This is a genomic window from Bacillus sp. GB_SG_008 (assembly GCF_052038115.1).
In the GTDB taxonomy this organism is placed as follows: Bacteria; Bacillota; Bacilli; order Bacillales; family Bacillaceae_G; genus Bacillus_A; species Bacillus_A rhizoplanae.
On the sequence record NZ_JBPZSK010000004.1, the window covers coordinates 48,072 to 71,363 of the forward strand.

At 36.1% G+C, this 23,292-nt stretch carries 14 protein-coding genes and 2 pseudogenes; 3 read left to right on the top strand and 13 right to left on the bottom strand.

Annotation, left to right across the window (positions count from 1 at the left end; all coding sequences use genetic code 11):
* The first annotated feature begins 1 nt into the window (after window position 1).
* Window positions 2-2,230, top strand: a complete 2,229-nt coding sequence (locus ACTDJC_RS11770) for a transglutaminase TgpA family protein (protein WP_440603508.1) — start codon at window positions 2-4, stop codon at window positions 2,228-2,230.
* 243 nt (window positions 2,231-2,473) lie between these two features.
* On the top strand, window positions 2,474-5,074 hold the full coding sequence (gene ppsA, locus ACTDJC_RS11775; protein WP_440603509.1) for a phosphoenolpyruvate synthase: 2,601 nt from the start codon (window positions 2,474-2,476) through the stop codon (window positions 5,072-5,074).
* 704 nt (window positions 5,075-5,778) lie between these two features.
* Here the strand turns inward: ppsA and ACTDJC_RS11780 are convergent.
* The 11 genes and pseudogenes from ACTDJC_RS11780 to ACTDJC_RS11830 all read right to left on the bottom strand — a co-directional run.
* Window positions 5,779-6,234 (bottom strand): annotated as a pseudogene (locus ACTDJC_RS11780) (aminoglycoside phosphotransferase family protein); the annotation flags it as partial.
* A 132-nt stretch (window positions 6,235-6,366) separates the two neighbouring features.
* Window positions 6,367-8,697 carry a glycerophosphodiester phosphodiesterase family protein gene (locus ACTDJC_RS11785; protein WP_098309821.1) on the bottom strand — a complete coding sequence of 777 codons (2,331 nt, stop codon included), beginning with the start codon at window positions 8,695-8,697 and terminating at the stop codon, window positions 6,367-6,369.
* 472 nt (window positions 8,698-9,169) lie between these two features.
* Window positions 9,170-9,484: a DUF3892 domain-containing protein gene (locus tag ACTDJC_RS11790; protein WP_141525056.1), complete on the bottom strand. Its 315-nt coding sequence runs from the start codon at window positions 9,482-9,484 to the stop codon at window positions 9,170-9,172.
* A gap of 333 nt (window positions 9,485-9,817) precedes the next feature.
* Window positions 9,818-11,446 (bottom strand): ribosomal protection-like ABC-F family protein, encoded by a 1,629-nt coding sequence (gene abc-f, locus ACTDJC_RS11795; RefSeq protein ID WP_440603510.1) that lies wholly within the window; start codon window positions 11,444-11,446, stop codon window positions 9,818-9,820.
* Window positions 11,447-12,168: 722 nt separating this feature from the next.
* Window positions 12,169-13,565 (bottom strand): annotated as a pseudogene (locus tag ACTDJC_RS11800) (catalase).
* A 669-nt stretch (window positions 13,566-14,234) separates the two neighbouring features.
* Complete coding sequence (locus ACTDJC_RS11805; RefSeq protein WP_440603511.1) at window positions 14,235-16,646, bottom strand: PAS domain S-box protein; 2,412 nt, start codon at window positions 16,644-16,646, stop codon at window positions 14,235-14,237.
* Window positions 16,647-17,113: 467 nt separating this feature from the next.
* Window positions 17,114-17,515, bottom strand: coding sequence for an SRPBCC family protein (locus ACTDJC_RS11810; protein WP_440603729.1), 402 nt, complete (start codon window positions 17,513-17,515; stop codon window positions 17,114-17,116).
* A gap of 153 nt (window positions 17,516-17,668) precedes the next feature.
* The gene (locus ACTDJC_RS11815; protein WP_440603512.1) at window positions 17,669-18,148 is read right to left on the bottom strand and encodes an SRPBCC family protein; all 480 of its coding nucleotides are present in this window, start codon (window positions 18,146-18,148) and stop codon (window positions 17,669-17,671) included.
* Between the two features lie 3 nt (window positions 18,149-18,151).
* Entirely contained in the window at window positions 18,152-18,475 is a 324-nt protein-coding gene (locus ACTDJC_RS11820) for an ArsR/SmtB family transcription factor (protein ID WP_440603513.1), read from the bottom strand.
* 711 nt (window positions 18,476-19,186) lie between these two features.
* Window positions 19,187-20,074, bottom strand: coding sequence for a class A beta-lactamase (gene bla, locus ACTDJC_RS11825; protein ID WP_440603730.1), 888 nt, complete (start codon window positions 20,072-20,074; stop codon window positions 19,187-19,189).
* A 313-nt stretch (window positions 20,075-20,387) separates the two neighbouring features.
* Complete coding sequence (locus tag ACTDJC_RS11830) at window positions 20,388-20,780, bottom strand: hypothetical protein (RefSeq protein WP_098309831.1); 393 nt, start codon at window positions 20,778-20,780, stop codon at window positions 20,388-20,390.
* Between the two features lie 413 nt (window positions 20,781-21,193).
* Between ACTDJC_RS11830 and ACTDJC_RS11835 the strand changes: the two genes are divergently transcribed.
* Window positions 21,194-21,874, top strand: a complete 681-nt coding sequence (locus ACTDJC_RS11835; protein ID WP_440603514.1) for a YjjG family noncanonical pyrimidine nucleotidase — start codon at window positions 21,194-21,196, stop codon at window positions 21,872-21,874.
* A gap of 246 nt (window positions 21,875-22,120) precedes the next feature.
* Here the strand turns inward: ACTDJC_RS11835 and ACTDJC_RS11840 are convergent, their stop codons facing one another.
* Together ACTDJC_RS11840 and ACTDJC_RS11845 are read right to left on the bottom strand one after the other, a co-directional pair.
* The gene (locus ACTDJC_RS11840; RefSeq protein ID WP_440603515.1) at window positions 22,121-22,453 is read right to left on the bottom strand and encodes a hypothetical protein; all 333 of its coding nucleotides are present in this window, start codon (window positions 22,451-22,453) and stop codon (window positions 22,121-22,123) included.
* Between the two features lie 348 nt (window positions 22,454-22,801).
* Window positions 22,802-23,272, bottom strand: a complete 471-nt coding sequence (locus ACTDJC_RS11845; RefSeq protein ID WP_098309834.1) for a nucleoside deaminase — start codon at window positions 23,270-23,272, stop codon at window positions 22,802-22,804.
* Window positions 23,273-23,292 lie beyond the last annotated feature (20 nt).

The following is a 23,292-nucleotide window of genomic DNA, read 5'->3' on the forward strand; positions in this document are numbered from 1 at the left end:
AATGATGACACTACATACAAAAAAACAATGGGATATAAGTAGATTCCTCATGTATTTATGTGGGTTTCTTATTTTACTAGAGTGGTTAAGACCACTTATAGGTGTTACGAGTATGGAGAGATTAGATATTTTTGCAGCATTTATAGGAATTTGCTTCTCTCTCTCCTTTTTACAAACAAGATGGCAAATTCCAGTAAAAATTGCAGTTATTTTATTCATTATTCATTCCCTATATTATAAAGGTACTTTTATTAATCCATCTTGGATGACATCATTCTTTTCTGATATTTTCCAAAATATCACTCTTCTCTTTCAAGCAAATTGGCAAGGTCTTTCTGCAGTTTTTCGCACCTGTTTATTTTTTCTATTGCTCTGGTTTTTATGTTCTCTCATCTCTTATTGGATGATTCGTCAAAAACATGGACTGTTATTTCTTATATTGACTATTATTTATATCACGACTTTTCATAACTTACACTTATACAACGCAAATCATGCAATTATTCGCACCGTTGTCATCGGTTTTTTTATGCTTAGTCTCCTTCATATCGAACAGATAAAAGCGAATGAGCACTTACGACAGTATTCCAAACTGATATCTAAATTACATATACCACTTGCTATATGTATTGTATTATCCGTAGCCATCGCATATTTTGCTCCAAAGTTTGGCCCTCAATGGCCAAATCCTATTACTTTTTTAAAATTCGATACAGCTGCAACAAGTAAGAAAGCTGAAGTTTCAAAAATCGGATATAGCGTAGATGACTCTCAACTAGGTGGCCCTTTTAAGCCAGATGATACAATTGTTTTCACAGCACAAACGCAAAATAGTCAATATTGGAGAGTAGAAACAAAAGACTTTTATACCGGAAAAGGCTGGGAAGTTTCTGAAGCACCCAAAAAAAATTCTTTTAAGAATAAAAACAACGTAGTGAAATGGTATGAATCGAATATAAAAACGAGTACAGCTGTAGCAACAGTTAACATGCAAAAAAGTTATCCTCATCTTATTTATCCCGCAGGATTAGTGTCAGTTGAAGCTGTTTCAGATGTATCATTCAGCGTTGATCCGTTTTCAGAAAAAATTTATACAATGAAAGAAGGATCTTCTACCTCTTTAAACAAATATAAAGTGACTTATGAAATTCCTCAATTTTCCATAGAAAAATTGAAAGCTGTAAAAACGGATGAGAGTATGGAGACAAGTCCTTATTTCATGGCAAAATATACACAACTTCCCGAATCATTACCACAACGAGTAAAAGACTTGGCAATACATCTTACAAAGGATAAAATCACTCGATATGATAAAGTATTAGCTATCGAAAGTTACTTCGTAGACAATTCCTTTGTATATGAAACAGAACATGTTGTGGTACCTGGCAAAAACCAAGATTACGTAGATCAATTCATTTTCGATACGAAAAGCGGATACTGTAATAATTTTTCAACGTCCATGATTGTATTACTTCGTTCTGTTGGTATTCCCGCGCGTTGGGTGAAGGGTTATACCGAAGGCACTCTTGACGATACAATAGTTGATTTAGAGGGTGATAGCGTCTATAAAATTACGAATAATGATGCACACTCTTGGGTGGAAGTATATTTTCCAGGATACGGCTGGGTCCCATTCGAACCAACAAAAGGATTCAGCAACCCGTATAACTTTACAAACGACGCTCCGGCTTCCGGTTCACAAAATAGTGAAGTGATTAATCCTAACAATGAACAAATACAACAGCGAAATAATGAAGCGAAACACAAAAATCTAATAGAAAATACCGAAGAATCCTCTACCAAAAAGATGACGAATTCTAAAAAAGACTTTTCTTGGTGGTACTTATTCCTCACTATTATATCAATAAGTATAATTAGCTACATTCTCTTTACTACTAGAATGAAGTGGCTTACATTTTTCGTGATTCTCCTCTATAAATACCGAAAAGGTAATGCTGTTTATCCAAAGGCTTACGAGGCACTCTTAAAACAATTTGCGAGAATAGGTATTCCCCGCAACGAAAGCCAAACATTACGTGAGTACGCACTTCGTATAGATACGCTTTACAACTCAACTGATATGCAACAACTTACTCTTAGTTATGAGAATGCTATGTATCAAAAGGGACAGGCCGCATTGGAATGGAGAAAATCTGTTCGATTATGGGAACAACTCATGAAAAAAGCAGCCTCTCTGCCTAAATCAAATGACTTCGATGTAGTGATTTAATTTTGATAAAATAAATGGAAAAAAGTTGATTTTAACCATATTCATTGTGGGCTAAAAGGCATATGAGCTACTTTCGAGTGGATGAACCGAGGCATCAGTTTACTACTGTATGGTAAGGTTTAGCTATTTTTTGAACTCTTCCTAATTTAATTATAACATATAAAAAATGGTCAATATAGACTATTTATTCTCATTTACTACTGCTAAAATCAATAGAACATTAATGGTTAGGAGAGATGTAGAATGAGTTCTTTGGTTCTCGGTTTTCAGGAAATAGAAAAAACACAGCTTTTGCTCGTTGGCGGAAAAGGGTTAAATTTAGGGGAATTATCAAAAATTGAAGGAATACAAGTACCAGAAGGATTTTGTGTCACAACAGTGGGATATCAAAAAGCCATCGAACAAAACGAAACGTATCATGCTTTGTTAGATCGACTAACAACGCTAAAAGTAGAAGATCGAGATCAAATTGGTGAAATCAGCAGGAAGATTCGACAAATCATTATGGAAGTAGAGATTCCTTCCGATATTGTGAAAGAAGTTACTCACTATCTCTCCCAGCTTGGTGATGAACATGCTTATGCAGTGCGTTCTAGTGCGACTGCTGAAGATTTACCACATGCCTCTTTTGCTGGTCAACAAGACACCTATTTAAATATCATCGGCAAAGAAGCAATCATGCAGCATATCAGCAAATGTTGGGCTTCCCTATTTACGGATCGCGCTGTAATCTACCGTATGCAAAATGGATTTGACCACAGTCAAGTTTATTTATCCGTTATCATTCAAAAGATGGTTTTCCCACAGGCTTCAGGGATTTTATTTACCGCTGATCCGATTACTTCTAACCGAAAGCTGCTATCAATTGATGCCAGTTTTGGACTTGGAGAAGCACTGGTCTCTGGCTTGGTATCTGCCGATTGTTATAAAGTACAGGAAGAGGAAATCGTCGATAAGATGATAGCAACCAAAAAATTGGCTATCTATGGACTAAAAGAAGGCGGAACAGAGACACAGCAGATCGATCCTAATCAGCAAAAGACTCAAACACTTACTGAACAACAAATTTTACAACTAGCACGCATAGGAAGACAGATCGAAGCTCATTTTGGTTGTCCACAAGATATCGAATGGTGTTTGGCTGATGATACATTTTACATTGTCCAGAGTCGTCCAATCACGACTCTTTTCCCCATCCCTGAAGCGAATAATCAAGAAAATCACGTTTATGTATCTGTCGGTCACCAACAAATGATGACCGATCCCATAAAACCACTAGGATTGTCATTTTTCCTGTTAACGACTCCTGCTCCTATGCGTAAGGCTGGTGGGAGGTTGTTTGTTGATGTCACACATCAACTGGCTTCATCTATCAATAGAAACATTTTATTAAATGCCATGGGACAACACGATCCGCTCATGAAAGACGCACTTATGAACATTATTGATCGAGGAGATTTTATAAAATCGTTACCAAATGATAATAAAGCACCAAATCCCAGAAGAGGCAATACAGATATGCTGGCACAAATCGAAAGCAATCCATCAATCGTTTCTGATTTGATTAAGCGTAGTCAAACATCCATAGAAGAGTTAAAACAAAACATCCAAATGAAATCAGGATCAGATTTATTTGATTTTATTCTAGAAGATATTCAGGAATTAAAGAAGATTTTATTTGACCCACAAAGTTCAGCTGTATTTATGGCTGCCATAAATGCTTCATCATGGGTCAATGAAAAAATGAACGAGTGGTTAGGTGAAAAAAACGCAGCAAACACGCTTTCTCAATCTGTACCAAACAATATTACTTCTGAAATGGGTCTAGCACTATTGGATGTCGCAGATGTAATTCGTCCTTATCCAGAAGTAATTGATTATTTACAACATGTAAAAGATGATAACTTTTTGGATGAACTGGTTAAGTTTGATGGTGGACAGGAAGCTAGAGACGCTTTCTATGCTTTTCTCAATGAATACGGAATGCGATGTGCCGGAGAAATCGATATTACTAGAACTAGATGGAGTGAAAAACCAATTACACTTGTCCCCATGATTCTGGGTAACATCGAAAACTTTGAGCCCAATGCTAGCCATCGGAAATTTGAGCAAGGGCTACAGGAAGCTTTGAAAAAAGAACAAGAGTTATTACATCGATTGAAGCAATTACCGGATGGTGAACAAAAAGCCAAAGAGACAAAACGAATGATCAGCCTAATCCGGAATTTCATTGGTTATCGTGAATATCCAAAATACGGCATGATTAATCGCTACTTCATTTATAAGCAGGCTTTACTAAAAGAAGCCGAACAACTCGTAAAAGCGGGCGTTATTCGTGAAAATGAAGATATATACTATCTCACTTTTGAAGAACTTCACGAAGTTGTACGCACAAATAAACTAGATTACCGGATCATCAGCAAACGAAAAGACGAATACAAATTATATGAAAAACTTACTCCCCCACGTGTTATCACGTCTGATGGTGAAATCATTGCAGGTGAGTACAAACGAGAAAATCTCCCAGCCGAAGCGTTTGTAGGTCTGCCAGTTTCTTCCGGAGTTATAGAGGGAAGAGCACGTGTCATTTTAAGCCTAGAAGATGCTGATTTGAAAGATGGAGATATATTAGTCACCTCATTTACAGACCCTGGCTGGACACCATTATTTGTATCCATAAAAGGCCTAGTCACCGAAGTTGGTGGACTGATGACCCATGGAGCAGTTATCGCACGTGAATATGGCTTACCAGCAGTTGTCGGAGTGGAGAATGCTACCAAACTGATAAAAGATGGGCAACGAATTCGCGTGCATGGAACAGAAGGATATATCGAAATACTGTAATTTCTGAATACGTCCAGATTTAATTAGTAGCACCGCTCCAGTGGATACTAGAGCGGTGTCTCACAATCTTTCCATTGGGACAAAAAGTTGAAGCCAACTTTATCGGTGGTGCATACTTAAAAATGATAGTTACCGATCCAACTCCACTCAATACATTAATATGGCCGACTTTCCAAATGTGGAGATCGGCTTTTTTATATAAATTTGTGAATGCTATCACTTAAACTATAGGGTACTTTTTTGGAGTAACGAAAAAAGTCCAATTTCTCAATTTTAATACTGAGAAATTGGACTTTTTAATATTATAATTTCCTTAACGTTGTAAATCCGCATTTTCCTGACGCTACCCCTTATAGTTCTTTAAGTAAGGCTTATGGTTTTTATTTATCTTCAAATAAAGTATAACTTATTTCTATTTATAACTATAAATAAACACCCCTTAAGAATTATAATTTAAACTGTTTTAGTTTTAGTGAATCATAGGACTTTTCACGAAGATAATCATTTCCCCCATTACCCTCACCATCAATACCCTAAAAACTGCTCTGCTTGATTTGATTTTAACATAATACTCCAATTGGAAATCCCTTATTCTAAAAAATTGACAAAATAAAAAAGATCGCCTTCATTAACGACCTTCTTGTGTCAATTCTTCTTCAACAAACATGCCCCGTTAGTAAAAGAGAGATTGTTCATATTCAACAATGACATAGTATGGGTTCAAATACCATTGAATCCAATTTTCTTAATAATTTATCCTTTTGTTTCTCATCTAGATTCTGTACGGATTCAATCTGGCGATGTAGTTTTTCTGACATCGGTTCAAGTAAATCTGAATCAACAACAACAGCATGTATCTTTTGTTGTACGTTGACGCAAACACTTATGTAATGCTCAGCTAGTTCCATATTATTAATTAAGAGATCACCTACTGTTTTCCCTTTTACATATTCCATTATAATCGCTTGTCTACTCTTTATTTCTGTGACTTCTAGTACCTTTGGGACGTGAAGCCCACATGAATAAGCGTATTCTTGTTTCTTTGCTTCGTATAAAGATTCTGTATTTGGAAAATGTTTTTTAAACACTTTCACAATTTTATTATCACAAAGATATATCTTTGCTGTATTCCCTATAGCTATTGGATTACCTAGGTTCAATTATTTTCTCTCCCTAAAGTAAATTACAATAATGCCCTTCACTTTATCTAATACATTCGATGAAATTATAGTGAAGTCCCTCTGCTACTAAACTGCCCCTCCGTTTGAAAGAGGGGCAGTTATCTATACTTTTCATTCTGTAACAGTTACTTCAATCGGCTCAGCTACAATATGCCATTCCTTCCCAAGCATTTGGAAAGTATGCATCGCAAATACATTCACTGTTCCGGGCTTCAATGCTTGAATGGTACTGCCTTCAATTTTCACTTTGTCTTCTCCGCTGTTCACAAAGATAGTAGTAGGAATATTCTCTCTTTTGTCCTCGCGATAATTTACTTTGGACTTTATGTGTATAGTCGCTGTTTTTCCTACTTTCAGGTTTACTTTTTTATTCGGGATTTCCAAACGAATCGGCGCATCCGTCAGCCACTGCATATAGTCCGTGATCGGTCCGACAACGCCGGCCTGCAAGGCTTCTCCAAACGGATTCTCGTCCCTGAACGTCCAATGCATATTCAGAAATCCGCGCTGACGCATATATTGGATAAATTCCGGATACAGGCTACCGTAGCTTGCATTCAATGTCGCGTTCATGCTGGCGCCGTACTGCATCATCTGCTGAGCCTTCTTCAGCTTACTGTCTAGTGTGGAAGGAGGGCCAGCGGAGTAAAGATAGCCGGTTCCGACTTCACGGTTGAGACTGCGAACGTTTCTGATATGGTTGGCATCAAAGCTTTGAATCACTACGTTATCAATCATTCCAGCTTGCTCAATTTCCTGCATCACTTGCTTCTCGATGCCGCTCGCCTTAAGCTCGACAAGCAGAACCACATCTTTCCCCTTAAAACCATTCAAAAACTCTTCAAAGGTAGGTACCTTTTCACCTTGGAATTCGGGACTGAATTTGATACCGGCATCCAATGTGCGAATCTGTTCAAGCGTTAAATCCTTTACATAGCCCGTGCCGTTCGTTGTTCGATCCACATTATAGTCATGCATAATTACCAACTTTCCGTCCTTCGTCATCTGCACGTCCGTCTCAATCATATCCGCACCTAATTCATAAGCTTTTCGATAGGAAGCCATCGTATTTTCAGGCGCAAGGGAAGGTACGCCACGATGTGCCGCCACGACCGGGCGCTGCACAAGTGTATTTTCTGGATATTGTCCCAACGCTTCAATGGAGGCTTCAGGTTTCCCTGTCACAATGCCGTCCACTCCAAGATGAATGAGCGTATGGGCGGCTTGCACATCCTCTGCTCCGCTTCCCCAAACGGAAATTGCGCGGCTATGTAAATAATGGACCGCATCAGGGCTCAGATTTTTTTGCGGCATTACCGCAACCATCGCATCGCTTTCATGAATGTCACGCACGAAAGCGGCCATATCATCCTTATTGAAGGATGACTTGGTGTAACGAAGGGCACCGCGAGCTGTTTTAATGAAGCCGCGCATTTCTTTCACGATGGCGGGATTGCTGGATAAAATCTGAAAATCCTGCGTCTGTGTTTCTTTCATGATATTTGCGAGACCTTCAATATCCGCATGTTCTTCCACCTGAACAACCGGAATGAATTTGCCTTTTATGTTTTCTAGAGCTTTTTCAATAGGAGCTCCGTCAACAACCCATTGCCCCTGCACGTTCCGCTTTGCCTGCAGGAGAACCGAAGATGCACCTTCTTGTGCAACAGATTGCGAAATGATCGTAGGGGGATTCACGATATTCGTTTTCGCTTCTTTCGGAAGAAAAGCGTTCGTTTTCGCTAAAGGAGGAAGTGCATTCGGATATTCATTCACCTTTACATTATCAAATTGAACCGTCGTACCATTCGCTTGAAAGCCAACATCCCCGTTTGCCCATTTCCCAGCTTGATCCGTATCAATCACAAGCTGCCCATCGATGAACTGCTGAACACGATTGCCACTTGCAATCACTTTGATATGATATGTCTTATTGAGAGCCATATTTTCCGGGTAAAAATTCGTTTCCGGCACGACCCACTGATTGCTTTCATTCCGAATGGCGAACTCCAGCCCGTTCATCGCCGTAGTGCCTCTACGCATAGCGGATTGATAATACGGATAAGAATTGGGCTGTATACGATACATCAACGAAGCCCATCTGCTGTCTTCCACCGCGCTTTGAAACGTCATATCCGCTTCAAAAACGTAATTCCCTGATTGATCTCCTAAAGGAATCACTACTCTGGCAGGGGCGGTAGAAGAAGGAGAAGATAATACTAGCTTGCCGTCTACAACCTTGGCATCTCCCTGTACAAGCTTCCAGCCGGCAGGCAGTAACCCGTTGGCGATTTGGTCGAAATTCTCCTGTGTGAGAGTTTGCTCCGCGGCATGAACTTTTGTTGAACTGTCAACCGGAGCCATCCATATACTTCCGAAAATACTTGCCGATACTAAAACAGTTGCAAATTTTTTTGAATTTCCCGTGAATTTCGATGTCATCACTAGTCTCCTTGTTATTTAGTAGAAACATTGTGACTGATTGGCGGGTATTCTTCTGTATTTCTAATAGATAGAGTGAGAAGAAATATATACGTTTCCTATGAAAATATTACCAGATGAAGTTAAATATGGGATTAATGTTTTGCAAAGATATTGTAAAGATAGGACATGAGACTGAGATGTAGCTTTGGAATAAAGTTTGATTAAAAACTTCTTACAAATCCGCTTTCTATGGTAAACAAAAAGCATCCATTTTGAAAAAAGATTGATCAAAATGGATGCTTTTCTAGTAGATTTAAGATTGGTTTTTATAAAAAAGATTGATCATTTTTTACTTATGTTGTTCAATAATAACGCTCTATAATTGAATAACTGATGGTTTTCTTACAGCAAGTTTACGAAGATTACAGTAAATTAGTAAAGTAAAGAAGAGAATATCCAAATTAACATTCTCTTCTTGAGGTTTACCCGTTTAAAAAGAAGGTAAGTTATCTAAGTTATTTTCTTTAATACCATCAGGTTCACTACGTATAATATCCCTGCCATACTTATGAAATACGTCCACATGAGCTAACTTCCCTGATTTTGCTTCATCAAGAGCAGTAATGTAATCTAATTCTCTTCCACTACTTGTTTTAAAAGCAATAATATCATCCTCATCATTTTTACGAACTGCAACAATTTGTTCTACTCCTGAATCGACTTCCTCAACTACTTCCAATTGAGCTTGGTCTTCCCCTTGTTGTAAGTATTCATTATAAATTTTTTGAAAGTCTTTTTTATCCATAACACCCACCTCCAAAACACTTTATTAGTATGTTCGGAAGCTATTAGTTTTATGTACTATGATCCTTAACAAAATGAATTATTTTTACAGTTTTTCATACTTCCATTCCATAAATGCGAACCTATTCCAGCTTTTCAGCTCTTATTCAACATAGTGGCCCAATACATAAAGATCGAGCACAATTCTTGCTACAGAATTGCGCCCTTTAATTAAACAACATTGCTGGCGTTTTTAAATCTTGAATTGAGAAATTTTCATTTTATTATTTTGGGGTAATTCTGAATTCTTAACTTGATGGCAATGTGGCAGTACCCTAACTACAAGTATTTTCGATTATAGCTCCTTTATTTGCTTCGTAAGTTCTTTGAATCTTTTATCAAGTTCCATGTACGCTTCATCTTTAAGAGTTAAAAAGCTTAGTTTTCCTAAAACTTCTTGTCTTTCTGTTTCAAGCTTTAAACGTAATTCAGAGAGATTATCTCTTTTTTGAGATGTTTCTTTCAATTGCTTTTGTATGCTATTGTTTGAAAACACCAGTCTACTGTTAGTCGTTTTTTCAAGAAAGTACCGATCATGTGAAACAACAAGCAGTGTACCATTATATTGCGCTAATGTATTTTCAAGTTGTTCACGTGAAGGTAAATCAAGATGATTTGTCGGTTCATCTAAAATAAGCACATCTTTTTCATCTAATATATACGCCATTAGCTTGCACTTTACACGCTCACCCATACTCATGTGCTTGATTGGTTCTGTCCATTGAGAAGATTTAAATCCTAAATGATTCATTAAACTTTGTACTTTTCCTCTTTCTTCAAAAGTCTCTTTATAAAATAACTGTTCTGGTGTTTTTTCAAGTGGTAAATCAAATACCTCTTGTGTTAAATAACCAATGTTTGCAGATGGTGAAATCCATACTTCGCCTTCAAACGTTTCCTGTCCCATAATCACCTTCAATAGTGTTGTTTTCCCACAACCATTAGCACCTAGTATTGAAATCTTCTCACCATGTTGAATTGTAAAATTAACTTTCTCAAATAATGTTCGTTCCTCAAAACATTTTTTTAATTGTTTCACTTCTAAAAAACGTTTTCCTACCTTTTTATTTGCTTCAATTGAAAACTCTACAATAGGGTCTGGCTTAACACGTTCTATTTTCGTCTTTTCAAGCTCTTTTTCAAGACGCTTTTGTTTCGACTTTACTTGCGCATCCATTCGCTTTGCCTTTACACGATAATATTCTTTAATGCCATCTTTTTTTGTCGACTGTGCATGTGCTTTTTGTGACCATGATGATATTTCTTTCATTTGTGATTCTATACGTTCGATGTTTTTTTGTTGCTTTTCATATTCGCGCCGCTGAGTGAGTCTCTTTTGTTCTCGAACTTTCATATAACTCGTATAATTCCCTTGATGCTCAATTAGTTTTGTATCTTCTATCGACCAAATTCTCGTTGCAACAGCATCTAAGAAATATCGATTATGTGATACAACAATGATTGTTCCACTTTTGCTTTTTATCTGTTCAATGAGCAATTCTGTACTCTGCTCATCTAAATGATTCGTCGGTTCATCTAACATTAGAAGGTTTGTACCTTGCGCAAATCCTTTTGCAAGTCGGATTTTAAGCTTTTCTCCACCACTTAACTTATGAAAATCGTTTGTTGGTACTCCCCATTTTGAAAGAAGTTCAGCTTCTATCGCTGTTACTTCATTAGATATATATGCCTCTTTTTCTTGTTCAACATATGCCATTGTTACGTTCATCTGTTGCCATTGAAGTTTCCCTTTTGTTGGTTCTATTTCTCCATTTATCAACTGTAACAAAGTGGATTTTCCAGCACCATTTTTTCCAATTACTCCAATAATATCTCCCTGTTTCACTGTAGTATTAATTTGTTCAAACAGAGTATTTTCCATTATTTCCAAACAGACATCTTGTATTTTTAAAAGTTCCTTCATACCATCTATTCCTCTCTTTAAAAGGAGAATAAAAAAATCCTCCCAATTAAATTTGGCAGGATTAGTCGTTTAAATTATTTATACCCAAATAAGCTATTTTATTAAATAGCTTTACTTCCTTATGAACAATGGGTAGACTAATCCTATTTTTTATAATTTGAAATATCCAATTTCAACATTTAAAAATAAGATTAGTTAATCATCGTCCACCCATCATCCTTTCTGTCATTAGTAGTAATATTGTAGCATGGTAATGTTTTATTGGTAAATAGTACAAAAGATTGGTTTTAGAGAAAAGGAGTATTTTCCTCGTTTTGGAGTTATTTTCATATCTTAGCTTGATGGCCATGGGGCGATACCTGTAGCTTTGAAATAAAGTCGTATTGTTTATAAAAAAGATGTACCGTTTACAAAAAAGTTGCACCGTTTTATTCCTTTTCGATTAAAGAATTCTAAGTGAGTTTTAATCAAACTTTTTTATAAAACGGAATGTTCATTCAAGAAGAAAAGAAGCCATTTTGATTATTCTTTTTTCAAAATGGCTTCTTTTTATTTATCGTAAAATATGGGTTCGCACGATACTTTTAATCAAATTTTATTTCAATGCAACAATTGTAGTATTTGTGAAAGTATACGGTTATTAAGAACATGGTGAAAATTAATAAATTTTATACAAAAAAACGTCATTTTAATCGTAAAAATGACGTTTTTTAATCCTCTTATCACTTTTTCATTTCAATCTCAATTCTCTTTGCTAAGTCAGATGATACTTTATTGAAATACTCCATAACTTTCTTTCTAATATCATCAGATATAACTTTCAAATCACTAGCTAAATTTTCGACAAGATGTTCTTTTTCTATTTGAGTTAACCTCATATAGAATTCACCAGCCTGCCTAAAATCGTCTTGCTTTGTTATAGAAGTTCTTTCTAGTTTGCCTTCAACATATCTTCCATCACCACTTGTAATTTGATTAGTTGGTGTCCAATTTTGCTGTTGGTTAATCGGTAATTTACGAAATTCAGCTCCAATTCTTCTTCTTTGAGAATCACTATAAATATTGGCACGACCCTGCAGTATTTTATCATCAGATAATTCTGCGCCGTCTAGTAAATTAGAAACGGAGAAGGCGACTTTTTCTACTTGTTCCATATAATTATCAGGATTTTTATTTAATACCATTTTGCCTACTGGTATTAGGGGATACTCTTTTTCATCCCATACTTTTGTAGCGTCTAAAGGATCATAAGAAAGATTTGCTTCATCCTTTGGATCCATGAGCTGGACATATAAGCCATATACCACCGATTTACCACCCGCAATCGCATCGTATAAATCTTTGCCAGCGTAATCAGGATTTTCAGCGGCTAATCTATTTGCTTCTTCGCGATCAATGTATTGTACACCTTCAAATGGGTACCAATGGTATTTAACGTACTTTCTAATACCTTGAGCGTTTCTCCAAACATATGTATTTACACTATGTCCTGGAATGCGGCGAAGACTTTTTACCGTACCAGCATCAGAGTATAAACGTATAACAAAATGAATCGATTCAGGAGCTCTTGCTGCAAAGCTCCAAGACCTATCAGGATCAATTAAATTATTTTTTGGTGAAGGTGAGAATGCTTTAATAAATTCCGGAAATCGTATCGCATCGCGAACAGAAAAGACAGGAATGTGATTACATAAAAGGTCAAAAGCGCCTTCTTCTGTATAAAACTTTGTAGCAAAACCACGTACATTTCTAGATGTATCAGGTGTTCCTTTCGTACCGACAGCTAACGAAAAGCGAACCATAACAGGAACTTTCTGATTAGGGTTTTGTAAAAAGCTCAGTTTTGTATGTTCGGACATTGAATATAACGTTTGAAAATAACCAAATGCACCAAATCCTTTTGCATGAACAGGTCTTTCTAAAATCTTTTCATGAATAAATTCTTGTAAGGTTTCGTGTAGTACACTATCTTGTTCCAGTACAGGTCCCCCAGAGCCGATTGTCTGGGAATGAAGTTTAGCTGGCTCATTGGAGAGGTCTCGATTCTCATAATGGCTTTCTTCTCATAATGGCTTTCTTCTAATAACGTTTGCCTCTGTTTATGATGTTTCTCATTCACTATTATAGCCTCCAAAATATTATTTCCATCAATCGTTACTAAATATGATTTTTAAGGCTCGAATATGTATCTTCTTCTTTTATTTTCAATATTCATTAGAAATATAGTTTCTTAAAATTAGTAGCATTTTTCAGGGAATTGCAATATAAAATGAATTTGAACCGATGTGTGAACAGACCGCTAGTTAAAGAAAACTCCTATGCAGTGGACCTTTTTAAACAGGTAGAATTATGAAAAGATGAAGATGAAGAAGGAAAAGCTTCTTTAAATAGAAGCTTATTTTTGTGTGATAAAAGGAACAGAAATTTTTTAAGCCTTTCAAATAAACGTAAAAGGTTAAGTTACACTCTGAATTTATTTTCAGAACTTACATTGCCAGACAATATAGGTTTTGCACTTGACTTTGTTAAGATGATAATAGAGTATCAAAAGACTAATAAAAAAAGTATTTATAAGAAATGATCAAACTTTTTTATAAATAATACATCTGGATATGGTATAGAAGAATCCATTTTGATTAATCTTTTTTCAAAATGGATTCTTTTTGGTTCTCACTAAATAAGGATTTGAAAAACATTTTTGAACAAACTTTATTCCAAACCAACAATACCCCATGCCTATCAAGCTAAGATAATTTTGTATCCATTTTAAAATTTAACAACATTTGTTTTATAATTTACAAATAGGGAGAGTAACATCTATCGTTGTTCCTCTATTCACTTCACTTTCAATACCTATTTTTCCTTGATGCATTTCAATAATTTTGTAACAAATCATTAATCCTAAGCCAATCCCCTCTTCTTTAATGCTATAAAAAGGTTCTCCAAGGTATGGTATACGCTCTTGAGGAATTCCACATCCTTGATCAATAAATCGAATATTGATTTGATTATTACCAACTCTATTAATTTGAATTAAAATCTCTCCTCCCGTTAGCATAGATTCAATTGCATTTTTTAAGATATTAACGAATACTTGTTTTAATTGATTCCCTTCACAAAGTATCATTGGAATATTAGACATAACTTCTGTCTTAATTTGTATACTATTCATTATTGCTTGGGGCTCTAGTAGCATGACAACTTGATTCATTAACATACTTATATCATTAGGCTGAATTTTCACCGCCTGCGGTTTGGCTATTGCCATAAATTCATTCGTAATGCTTTCAATTCGATCAATTTCTGATGATACTATATTTATATAGTGATGATTTTTTTCATTTTCCATTGTTTTTAATAATTGCATAAATCCTTTCATTGCAGTTAAAGGGTTTCTAATTTCATGAGCTATTGCTGTAGCTAATTGACCTACAACAGCAAGTTTTTCGGATTTTCTTAATAATTCTTCCGTCTTTAGGCGTTCGGTAATATCTCGAGAAATACTTAAGAAAACTTCTTTTCCATTCAACTTGAATACACGAATACTAAACTCTGACGTTATTTTCTTTCCTGTATTATGAACATATTCATCTTGCAAAGTAAAAGAATCTTCCCCTTCTTTAAATTTTTCTATCAGTCTTCTTATAAGGAGAGAATCCTGAGAAACAATATCAAAAAATGGAGTACTAAGAATTTCATCTCTACTTAAATTAAACCTTTCACATCCAATCGGGTTTACTTCAATGAATCGATTAGGAATTCGATTTTTATCCAATTCTACTACGTATACCGCATCCGCTGCCTGTTCAAATAGCACACGATATTTCAGTTCACTTTCTTGCAATTGTTGATATAATTGCTGTCGTTCTTTTTCGGCTTGTTTTTTTTCGGAAATATCCCTACATATTGCAGAGAGAGCCATTATATTTCCTCTTACATCTAGAACAGGTGAAATCGTCATACTTACATCAATTAAATCCCCATTTTTTCGTTGTCTAATGGTCTCTAACCTAGTAATTGTAGATTTTCCAGACAGAATATTCCGAACAATTTCTATCGATTCATCCATTAAGAAATTGGGTACAGAAGGGAATTTTTTACCGATCACTTCTTGTATTGACCAACCAAATATCGTTTCAAAAGCTTTATTAACTTGTAAAATATGTCCTTCTCGATCAGAGATGACAATCGCATCTTTGTTGTTATTTACAAATGACTCCAGTAATTCTTTGGTCTCTTGTAATTCACTCTCCACTTTTTTTCTCTCTGTTATATCGATTGCGGAACCAACAACTTCAATTACTTTTCCATTTCGCTTAATTGGCCTAAGTGCGATTAAAGCAATGGTTTCATCATCTGGCCAGGGGATTTCAAATATAACTTCATTCCCTTCCCATGCTTGTACATAATACTTTAGTAATTGAGGAACAAGATGGGGAGGGATAATGGAAGAATCGATAGTACGTAAACTTTTTCCTACCACTTGTTCAGAATAAAATCCGTTTTGATAATAAAATTGTCCATCACACATCGTATGTATAAAGTGCGTATCTACTTTAATAAATTTAAAGATTCCTCCTTGCAGTTCATGGACAGTATCTTTCAGCTCTTGCTTCGATCCTTTTAATTTTTGATTCGTTCTAAATAACTCTTGTGTTAAGGAATATAATTTTTGATAAGCTTCCATCAGAAAAAGTCCGCTTAACAGGCCCATACTTGTAAATAATAAGTTTTGAATGTAAAGCATTTTAGATATTACAGTCGGAATGAAAAGTTCGCCTACCAATCGAATCATAGCCATATAACAAATTAGATAAAGAAAGCTAGCTTTAAACGGATGTAAGTTTTTGAAATATGTTTTAAAAATAGTAAATATAATACCTATTCCTAATAACGCGATGATATACGGTACATAATATCCATCCATATAAAAAACACGCATGATAAAAATACTAAGTAACGTAATCCAACCGGCAGTACGCCCAAAGTAAACAAATGATAAAATGAGAGGAACAGCTCGAAGATCATAGTAAAACCCCATGTATTTAAAAGAAAAGGCCATCAAAATAACAGCGATGATTGCCCCATATATTTTTTCAATGAACTGGTTGGATTTAATTACAAACACTTGAATGAATATAGTTGAACTAACTAGGAATGCAAAAATAAAAAGATTAATAAAAAAGTCTTTGATAAACATATAGTGTCCCTCCTTCTATCAAATGAATTCGACAAAAAAGGAGAAAATCCTACAAATAATATTATAGAAATAGAAGGACAGTTCCATTTTGCTAAGTCTATATAGGGGTAGCCTCTTGAATCCTTTATTATAGGAAGCGCGAATTTAAGAGAAGTAGGTTGTCCAGTTGAAAATATACCTTATCTTTTTTTATATTTTTTAGGCGCAATCCTTATTAGAGGATTGCGCCCGTTTGTTAAAGATCGATTAACTTATTTTAGCTGGTTATTTATTTCAGAACATTATAGAAGCATCTTTATAAGGTATAACGTCAGGAATTTTCGAATTTATAATATTAAAACTTTTTTCAAAAAGAGCCAAAAGATTAATCATATGGTTATTTAACTAATGCTGCTCTCAAATTAACACCATATTCCAAATAACCCTTTAAACAGGTCAACATATAAACCCAACCCTCTTTCTGTTTATTAACGCTCCATCATCTTATTGTCTAGGTTCTCAAGTACAAACGGCCAAGCCTGTTCGGCTTGATTCCTTGACTCCTCATCTGGAAACCCTGCTTGAGTAAGATGTAGCTTTGTGCCATGTCCGTGAGGTTCAAGCTTAATTGTGACAACTGTTTCAGCTCCTTTTGTTCCTTCAGCGCCCGTAACCCATGTCAATTCTACGAGATGGTCTTTCTCAAGTCTTAAAAATCGTCCGTAATGTGGATGACGCTGTGCCTCACTATGTACATCAAATTTGTAGATTGTCTCAAAGAAAAAGACTTCATTGACCTCCGCCTTCATTAGTACTGATCCGGGTGCGGCAAACCAGCGGTCAAACTGCTCTGTCCACCCTTTGAACAGAGCTTCGGGTGAAGAATTCATTAATCGTTCAACTGCTAGATGAAACGGTCTCGATGAGAGGTCAGGTATTGTAATCGGATTTTTCATTTAAACATATCTCCTTTCGGAAAATAGTGATGTTTAGTTTGTTACAACATTACTGTAATTGGTTTTTTTAATTGAATATTAAATTCACTATAATTGTTTAATTACCCTTACATACTTCTCATGCCATTTTTCCCATTCACCTTTTGGAAAGTCCATATATTGACCGTCCAGTAATGTACTGAACATATCTAGACATACATGCCATCCAGCTAAATCTTTTGAAGTATGATCACTCAGAGTAGGAATATATTCTTTTAATACTAATAAACAACCATCATCTTTTGGAAATAATTCGAATCGAACCCAACCTTCTCCCCATTCATACTGCAAGTAGGACTGTTCTTTGAAATCTATAATCGAAATATCAATAGATTTCCCCGTCCCATCGTTCATATTGAACTTAATCCTTCCGCCTTTTCTAAGGTCTACAACTTGTAAGTTTGGCATCCATTTTTCCAATTTCCCATTTTCAGTTAATGTGGACCAAACCTTTTCAACTGAATGATGTAGTGGTCGATTATATGTGGCTACATATCCATCCTCAAACTTTTCTACAACTGCTAGCATACATTACTCCTCCTCATCTAATAATTGTTCTAGCATATCTAACTTATCTGACCAGTACTTTCGATAAGGTTCTAACCAGTTATCAATTTCTGCAAGGGGCTCCGCATTCAAATGGTAAATATTTTTTTGGGCATCCTTAATGATTATCACTAGGCCGGCTTCCCTTAATTTTCGAAGGTGTTTAGAAACTCCTGGCTGGCTTAATTGTGTACACTCAACTAGTTCCCCAACAGACCTTGGTCGTTTTCTGATAAGATCTATAATTTTTCTACGGTTTTCCTCAGCTATTACTTCAAACAAACTTGTGGTGTATTTTTCCTCAGCCATATTTATCACATTCCTATACATTTTATAACCGCTTAGTTATATTACCGAACGGAAATGAATACGTCAAATGAATTGATTATAATCCAATTGGATCGCACCAGTTATTCCACAATCTGGCCCAGTTTGCTTTATAAGAAAAAATCCTACATTATTAAAAATCCAAATATAAAACGAAGATTTTGTGCAAATGGCTCGGTTTCTTCATTTTGGGGGTGTATTTCTTTTTTAGCTTGATGATTATGAGTCAATACCTCTTCGCCAATTGGAAATATTTTCAGATGTGGCGGTTCATTCTCCGAATCGTTCACATACCCCTATAAAAGAAAGGAAATATTACACCAGGTATTACCCGATACAGAGATCATTTCGAAGATCCGTTAAATCAAAGAAGATAGCAGCACTTATTTTGGTGTTGCTAAGCATATTGATTTAGAAGGTATGGTTGCTAAATCAATCATAACCCATGAAGACCAAAAGTTTGTTTATCTCGAACCAAAGATACAGGCGAAAGTAAAAACACGAAATTGGACTCGCAAGGGATATTTACGAACGCCAACATTCGTCGATTTTTTCCTTTAAATGTTCTAGTTTCCAAAAACCATTCAGTTTTATAACGGCAACAAAAAAGAAGCAATTGGACATTGCTTCCTAAAATTAAAAAGTATCTAATGACTACGTGTATTTTTCCTTGTTTTGATACTCGCTCCTAATTCACTTGAAGGCATTAAGTGCGACCTTGGCAGCCTGTGCTATAAGTTCATTATTATAGGTAGCATTCTTAGTATCATGGGTGGATAGAATCACGATAATGATGGGATCTCTATTCGGCGGCCAAACGATAGCAATGTCGTTTCGCGTTCCATAGTCTCCTGCTCCGGTTTTATCGCCTACCTCCCAGCCTTTAGGTACGGCCGCACGGATCAGTTCGTCTCCAGTAAGGTTCCCTCGCATCCAATCTGTAAGGATTGTACGCTTATCATTCGAGAGCACGTCATCGACCGTGAAAGCCTTCAGGTTGGTGGCAAGTGCTCTTGCTGTACTTGTATCACGGATGTCTCCTGGGATGGCACTGTTCAAATCAGTCTCGAAGCGATCAGCCTCGGTGACATTATCGCCGATCTGCCTCAGTGCTTTTTCGAATCCATTAGGGCCGCCCAGTTTCTGCAATAAAAGGTTTCCTGCGGTATTATCGCTGTAACGGATAGCAGCATCGCAGATTTCCCTAAGGGTCATTCCCGTATCCACGTGTTGCTCTGTGATCGGCGAATACGTGACTAGGTCATCTTTGGTGTAGGTGATTACCTCGTCAAGGTTGTCAATCGAGTTTTGCTGCAACACTGCTCCTGCAGCCAGAACCTTAAAGGTGGATGTGTAAGCAAACCGTTCATCAGATCGATAGGCTACCGTGCGATTTGTGCCAGTGTCGATAGCATAGACGCCGAGCCGAGCATCAAACTTTTTCTCAAGTTGTACGAACTTTCGGCTAGTCGCATGACTTGTACTTTTTGTTTGCTCTACTTTTTCTTTTGCTTCCGTCTGCTTTGATTCTCCAAAGAGGCTTAAGCTTACAAGACTTAAGCTTAATAGTCCAAAACACATCCGTTTTTTTAACAGCCTTACACCTTTCAAAATGATCAGTCCTCCCGTATCCTAGAGTATGTGATCTTGGTTCAAGAATTAAATGTAATTACAGCCTGATTCTATCATAATAAACACGGTAAAACAGTGCAATATGTTCACAATGTTTTTATTCGATAATTCGGAATATTCACCAAACCATTCCACCTTAATAGTGATAGAGGGGGCAAGCTGCGATATACCGAATTCTTCTACCCTTTATTCACAAGTTAAAGCGTATCTGATGCCTTTTCACTCAAGAGCGAGATAAAACCGCAATCAACCTTTGTAACTTTCATTTCCCCTTTCTTACTAAATAGCTCAACAAAAAATACATCATGCTAATACATAAAATCATAAATTCATATATGCTTCCTAATGCTCCTATAGAAATAAAAAAGGTAACAAAAAGACAAATTCCAAGTACCAAACAGAATCCAAAGTAAACGACTCTCCATACATTCCGGTTTAACCAAAAAGAACCTGCTCCAGTTATTACGCCGACTATGAGAAGACCAATAAGAATGACTAAAGTAAGCCTATCAGTTGCTGATGAATCAATTTCGGAATGGAGCGCTTTCCCTAAGGAAGTACCAAGTAAATACAGAAAGCCATATCCTAACGTAACAATGATCGTTAATATCCCTAAGACAACCCCGATTGCTTTTGATAATCTGTATTTTTCCATCAACACACTCCCTATAGCGTAAATTTAGATTTAAATTTTAAGAAAGATAAACACCGTTCTTTTTATAAGGACGTACCCCAACCTATTTTTTATTATTTATTTTAATATTCATAGAGTCCTTTCCTTATGCAGAAATCATGTAGACAACTGTAGGGAGATAAAATTTTTGTTTTTTGGGGTACTTCAAAATATTAGCTTGATGGGCATGGGGTGATACTCCTAATACTACTTTCCGACATTACAGATTACTTTACATCTAGGTCACTATGTAACACAATAAAAATAATAAGCAAACTATACCTGTAAGGATTATTAATTTATCCCATTTACAATCTTGTATCTCAAAAAATAAGAATCACATCCCTTTCGATACCGACTTAATATTGGATAAGCAATGGATAAATGGAGGAGCTATGAAATACGAAATCATATTGTTCGATGTTGATGATACACTGTTCGACTTCAGTATATCAGAAAGAAAGGCACTACATAAAACTTTTGTAGAGTTTGGATTGCCTACGGGATTGGCGGATTATGAAGCTAAATATAAAGAGATTAGCAATGTATTGTGGAGAGATTTGGAACAAGGGCTTACTACTTTGCCAAAATTGGGAGTAGAGAGATTTAGGAGATTATTCCTTGCACATGAGCTTGAAATCAATGCAGATACGTTCAGCAATGTTTATCTTGAATATTTGGGACAGGAAGCGCATCTTATGCAAGGTGCTGTAGAATTATGTGACAATCTTACTGGTTGTCGGCTGGCCATTATAACAAATGGATTCACAAATGTGCAGACATCAAGAATTGGGAGCTCGTCTCTCTGTAATACGTTTGAGCATATCATTATTTCTGAAGAAGCTGGATTTCAGAAACCTGATAAAGGTATCTTCGATTATGCGTTTTCTAAGCTGCAAATTACAGATAAAGCTAAAGTGTTGATTGTAGGCGATTCTTTGACTTCCGATATTCATGGAGGCATAAATTACGGGATTGACACTTGCTGGTTCAATCCGCATCTTAAAGAAAACCATTTAGGAATTAAGCCGACTTATGAAATCCGTAAGCTAACGGATCTTATAGAGATAGTATAGTCGCTTAATTTTGATATAGAAAAATAAAAGCCTTACTACACTTTATATTATCAAGACCTAAATCGTAAAAAGTCATAAAAAATAAAGGGCGATACATATTAGTCATGTATAATATGTATCGCCCTTTTAATTGTTGTTCAACAATCGCGCCCTTTAATGGGATAACAAAAATAGGGCCACGGATACAAATAGGCTTATTATTTTCAACTAACGCACTCCGTTTGTTTAAGAAAAGAATGTCAAACATCACTTTCTAGCCATATATAATCTTACTTCTTGTGGAACAACTATTTTACCATTTTCACTTTCGATATAGTCTGCAACACTTTCTAAAATAGCTTGTTTCTTCTCATCGTTAATATCGTGAAAATCTGAGTAGGATTGAATTAATTTTAGATACTTTTCCGTAGTATATTCGTCATCCCATCGGTATATCTTAGTAACTGGCTTTTCAAATAAATTATTGATTTGTATTTGTGAGATGCGAAGGTTATGTAGGTCTTCAGCTTCCTCCGTGGTCATATAAGTATCAAGCCCAGGAGCATATTTTCGAAAAATATTTCTTATTTGAATTAGCATTTCAGTTTTTGGCTCAATAATAGATGACATATGCCAGAAAATAGCTATTTTTTATGATTATTTTTATCGAAATCAAGAAATACAAAATGACATAATAGAAAAGCTGATGAAGCAAGTATTTACTGGAGGTCGTACAAGGTATAAGGATTTTCTCTATCATAACTGCAAGAGACAACTTTCAGTTATTAATGGTTGATACCAGTTATATGAGCTTGTCCATCCTTGAAAAACAAGGCTTCCTATTTAGCCAAATCGACTCCCTGCATGTCACCAAGCTTCGAGTAACTATTAAAGGGTGTTAGGCACCAGAAAAGGACATTTGTCCCTAACGGCGCCTGACACCCTTTATTAATATTCTGCCTTATTAATTGAGGTTTTCCAAATTTTGAATGGTATCATGTAATTTTCTGGCCGTACTTGTTTCATTGGTATCGCTCGCTCCTCAAATCGTAACGCAAGTTGTTCGTAAATAAACTGATCGTCAAATCCAATTCCAGCAGCTTCTGTTTTTGTACACGCATAATAGATTGATGTTAGTCTCGCCCAATAGATTGCTCCGAAACACATCGGGCAAGGCTCGCAGCTCGTATAAATCTCACAATCTGTCAATTGGTAACTATTTAATTCTTTACAGGCTGCGCGAATCGCCTGCATCTCAGCATGTGCGGTCGGATCGTTCGTTGCTGTCACTTCATTACGGCCAATTCCAATGATCTTGCCTTTTCGCACAATAATGGCTCCAAACGGGCCACCGTGTTCTGTCATAACATTTTCAAGGGCAATGTCTACTGCCATCTTCATAAATCTTTCTTCTCTCACAAACTCCCCCCCTGTTCATA

Coding starts and splice junctions, on each gene's coding strand:
- ACTDJC_RS11770 (WP_440603508.1), top strand. CDS start 2: ATGATGACACTACATACAAAAAAACAATGGGATATAAGTAGATTCCTC.
- ppsA (WP_440603509.1), top strand. CDS start 2,474: ATGAGTTCTTTGGTTCTCGGTTTTCAGGAAATAGAAAAAACACAGCTT.
- ACTDJC_RS11785 (WP_098309821.1), bottom strand. CDS start 8,697: ATGACATCGAAATTCACGGGAAATTCAAAAAAATTTGCAACTGTTTTA.
- ACTDJC_RS11790 (WP_141525056.1), bottom strand. CDS start 9,484: ATGGATAAAAAAGACTTTCAAAAAATTTATAATGAATACTTACAACAA.
- abc-f (WP_440603510.1), bottom strand. CDS start 11,446: ATGAAGGAACTTTTAAAAATACAAGATGTCTGTTTGGAAATAATGGAA.
- ACTDJC_RS11805 (WP_440603511.1), bottom strand. CDS start 16,646: ATGTTTATCAAAGACTTTTTTATTAATCTTTTTATTTTTGCATTCCTA.
- ACTDJC_RS11810 (WP_440603729.1), bottom strand. CDS start 17,515: ATGAATTCTTCACCCGAAGCTCTGTTCAAAGGGTGGACAGAGCAGTTT.
- ACTDJC_RS11815 (WP_440603512.1), bottom strand. CDS start 18,148: ATGCTAGCAGTTGTAGAAAAGTTTGAGGATGGATATGTAGCCACATAT.
- ACTDJC_RS11820 (WP_440603513.1), bottom strand. CDS start 18,475: ATGGCTGAGGAAAAATACACCACAAGTTTGTTTGAAGTAATAGCTGAG.
- bla (WP_440603730.1), bottom strand. CDS start 20,074: ATGTGTTTTGGACTATTAAGCTTAAGTCTTGTAAGCTTAAGCCTCTTT.
- ACTDJC_RS11830 (WP_098309831.1), bottom strand. CDS start 20,780: ATGGAAAAATACAGATTATCAAAAGCAATCGGGGTTGTCTTAGGGATA.
- ACTDJC_RS11835 (WP_440603514.1), top strand. CDS start 21,194: ATGAAATACGAAATCATATTGTTCGATGTTGATGATACACTGTTCGAC.
- ACTDJC_RS11840 (WP_440603515.1), bottom strand. CDS start 22,453: ATGCTAATTCAAATAAGAAATATTTTTCGAAAATATGCTCCTGGGCTT.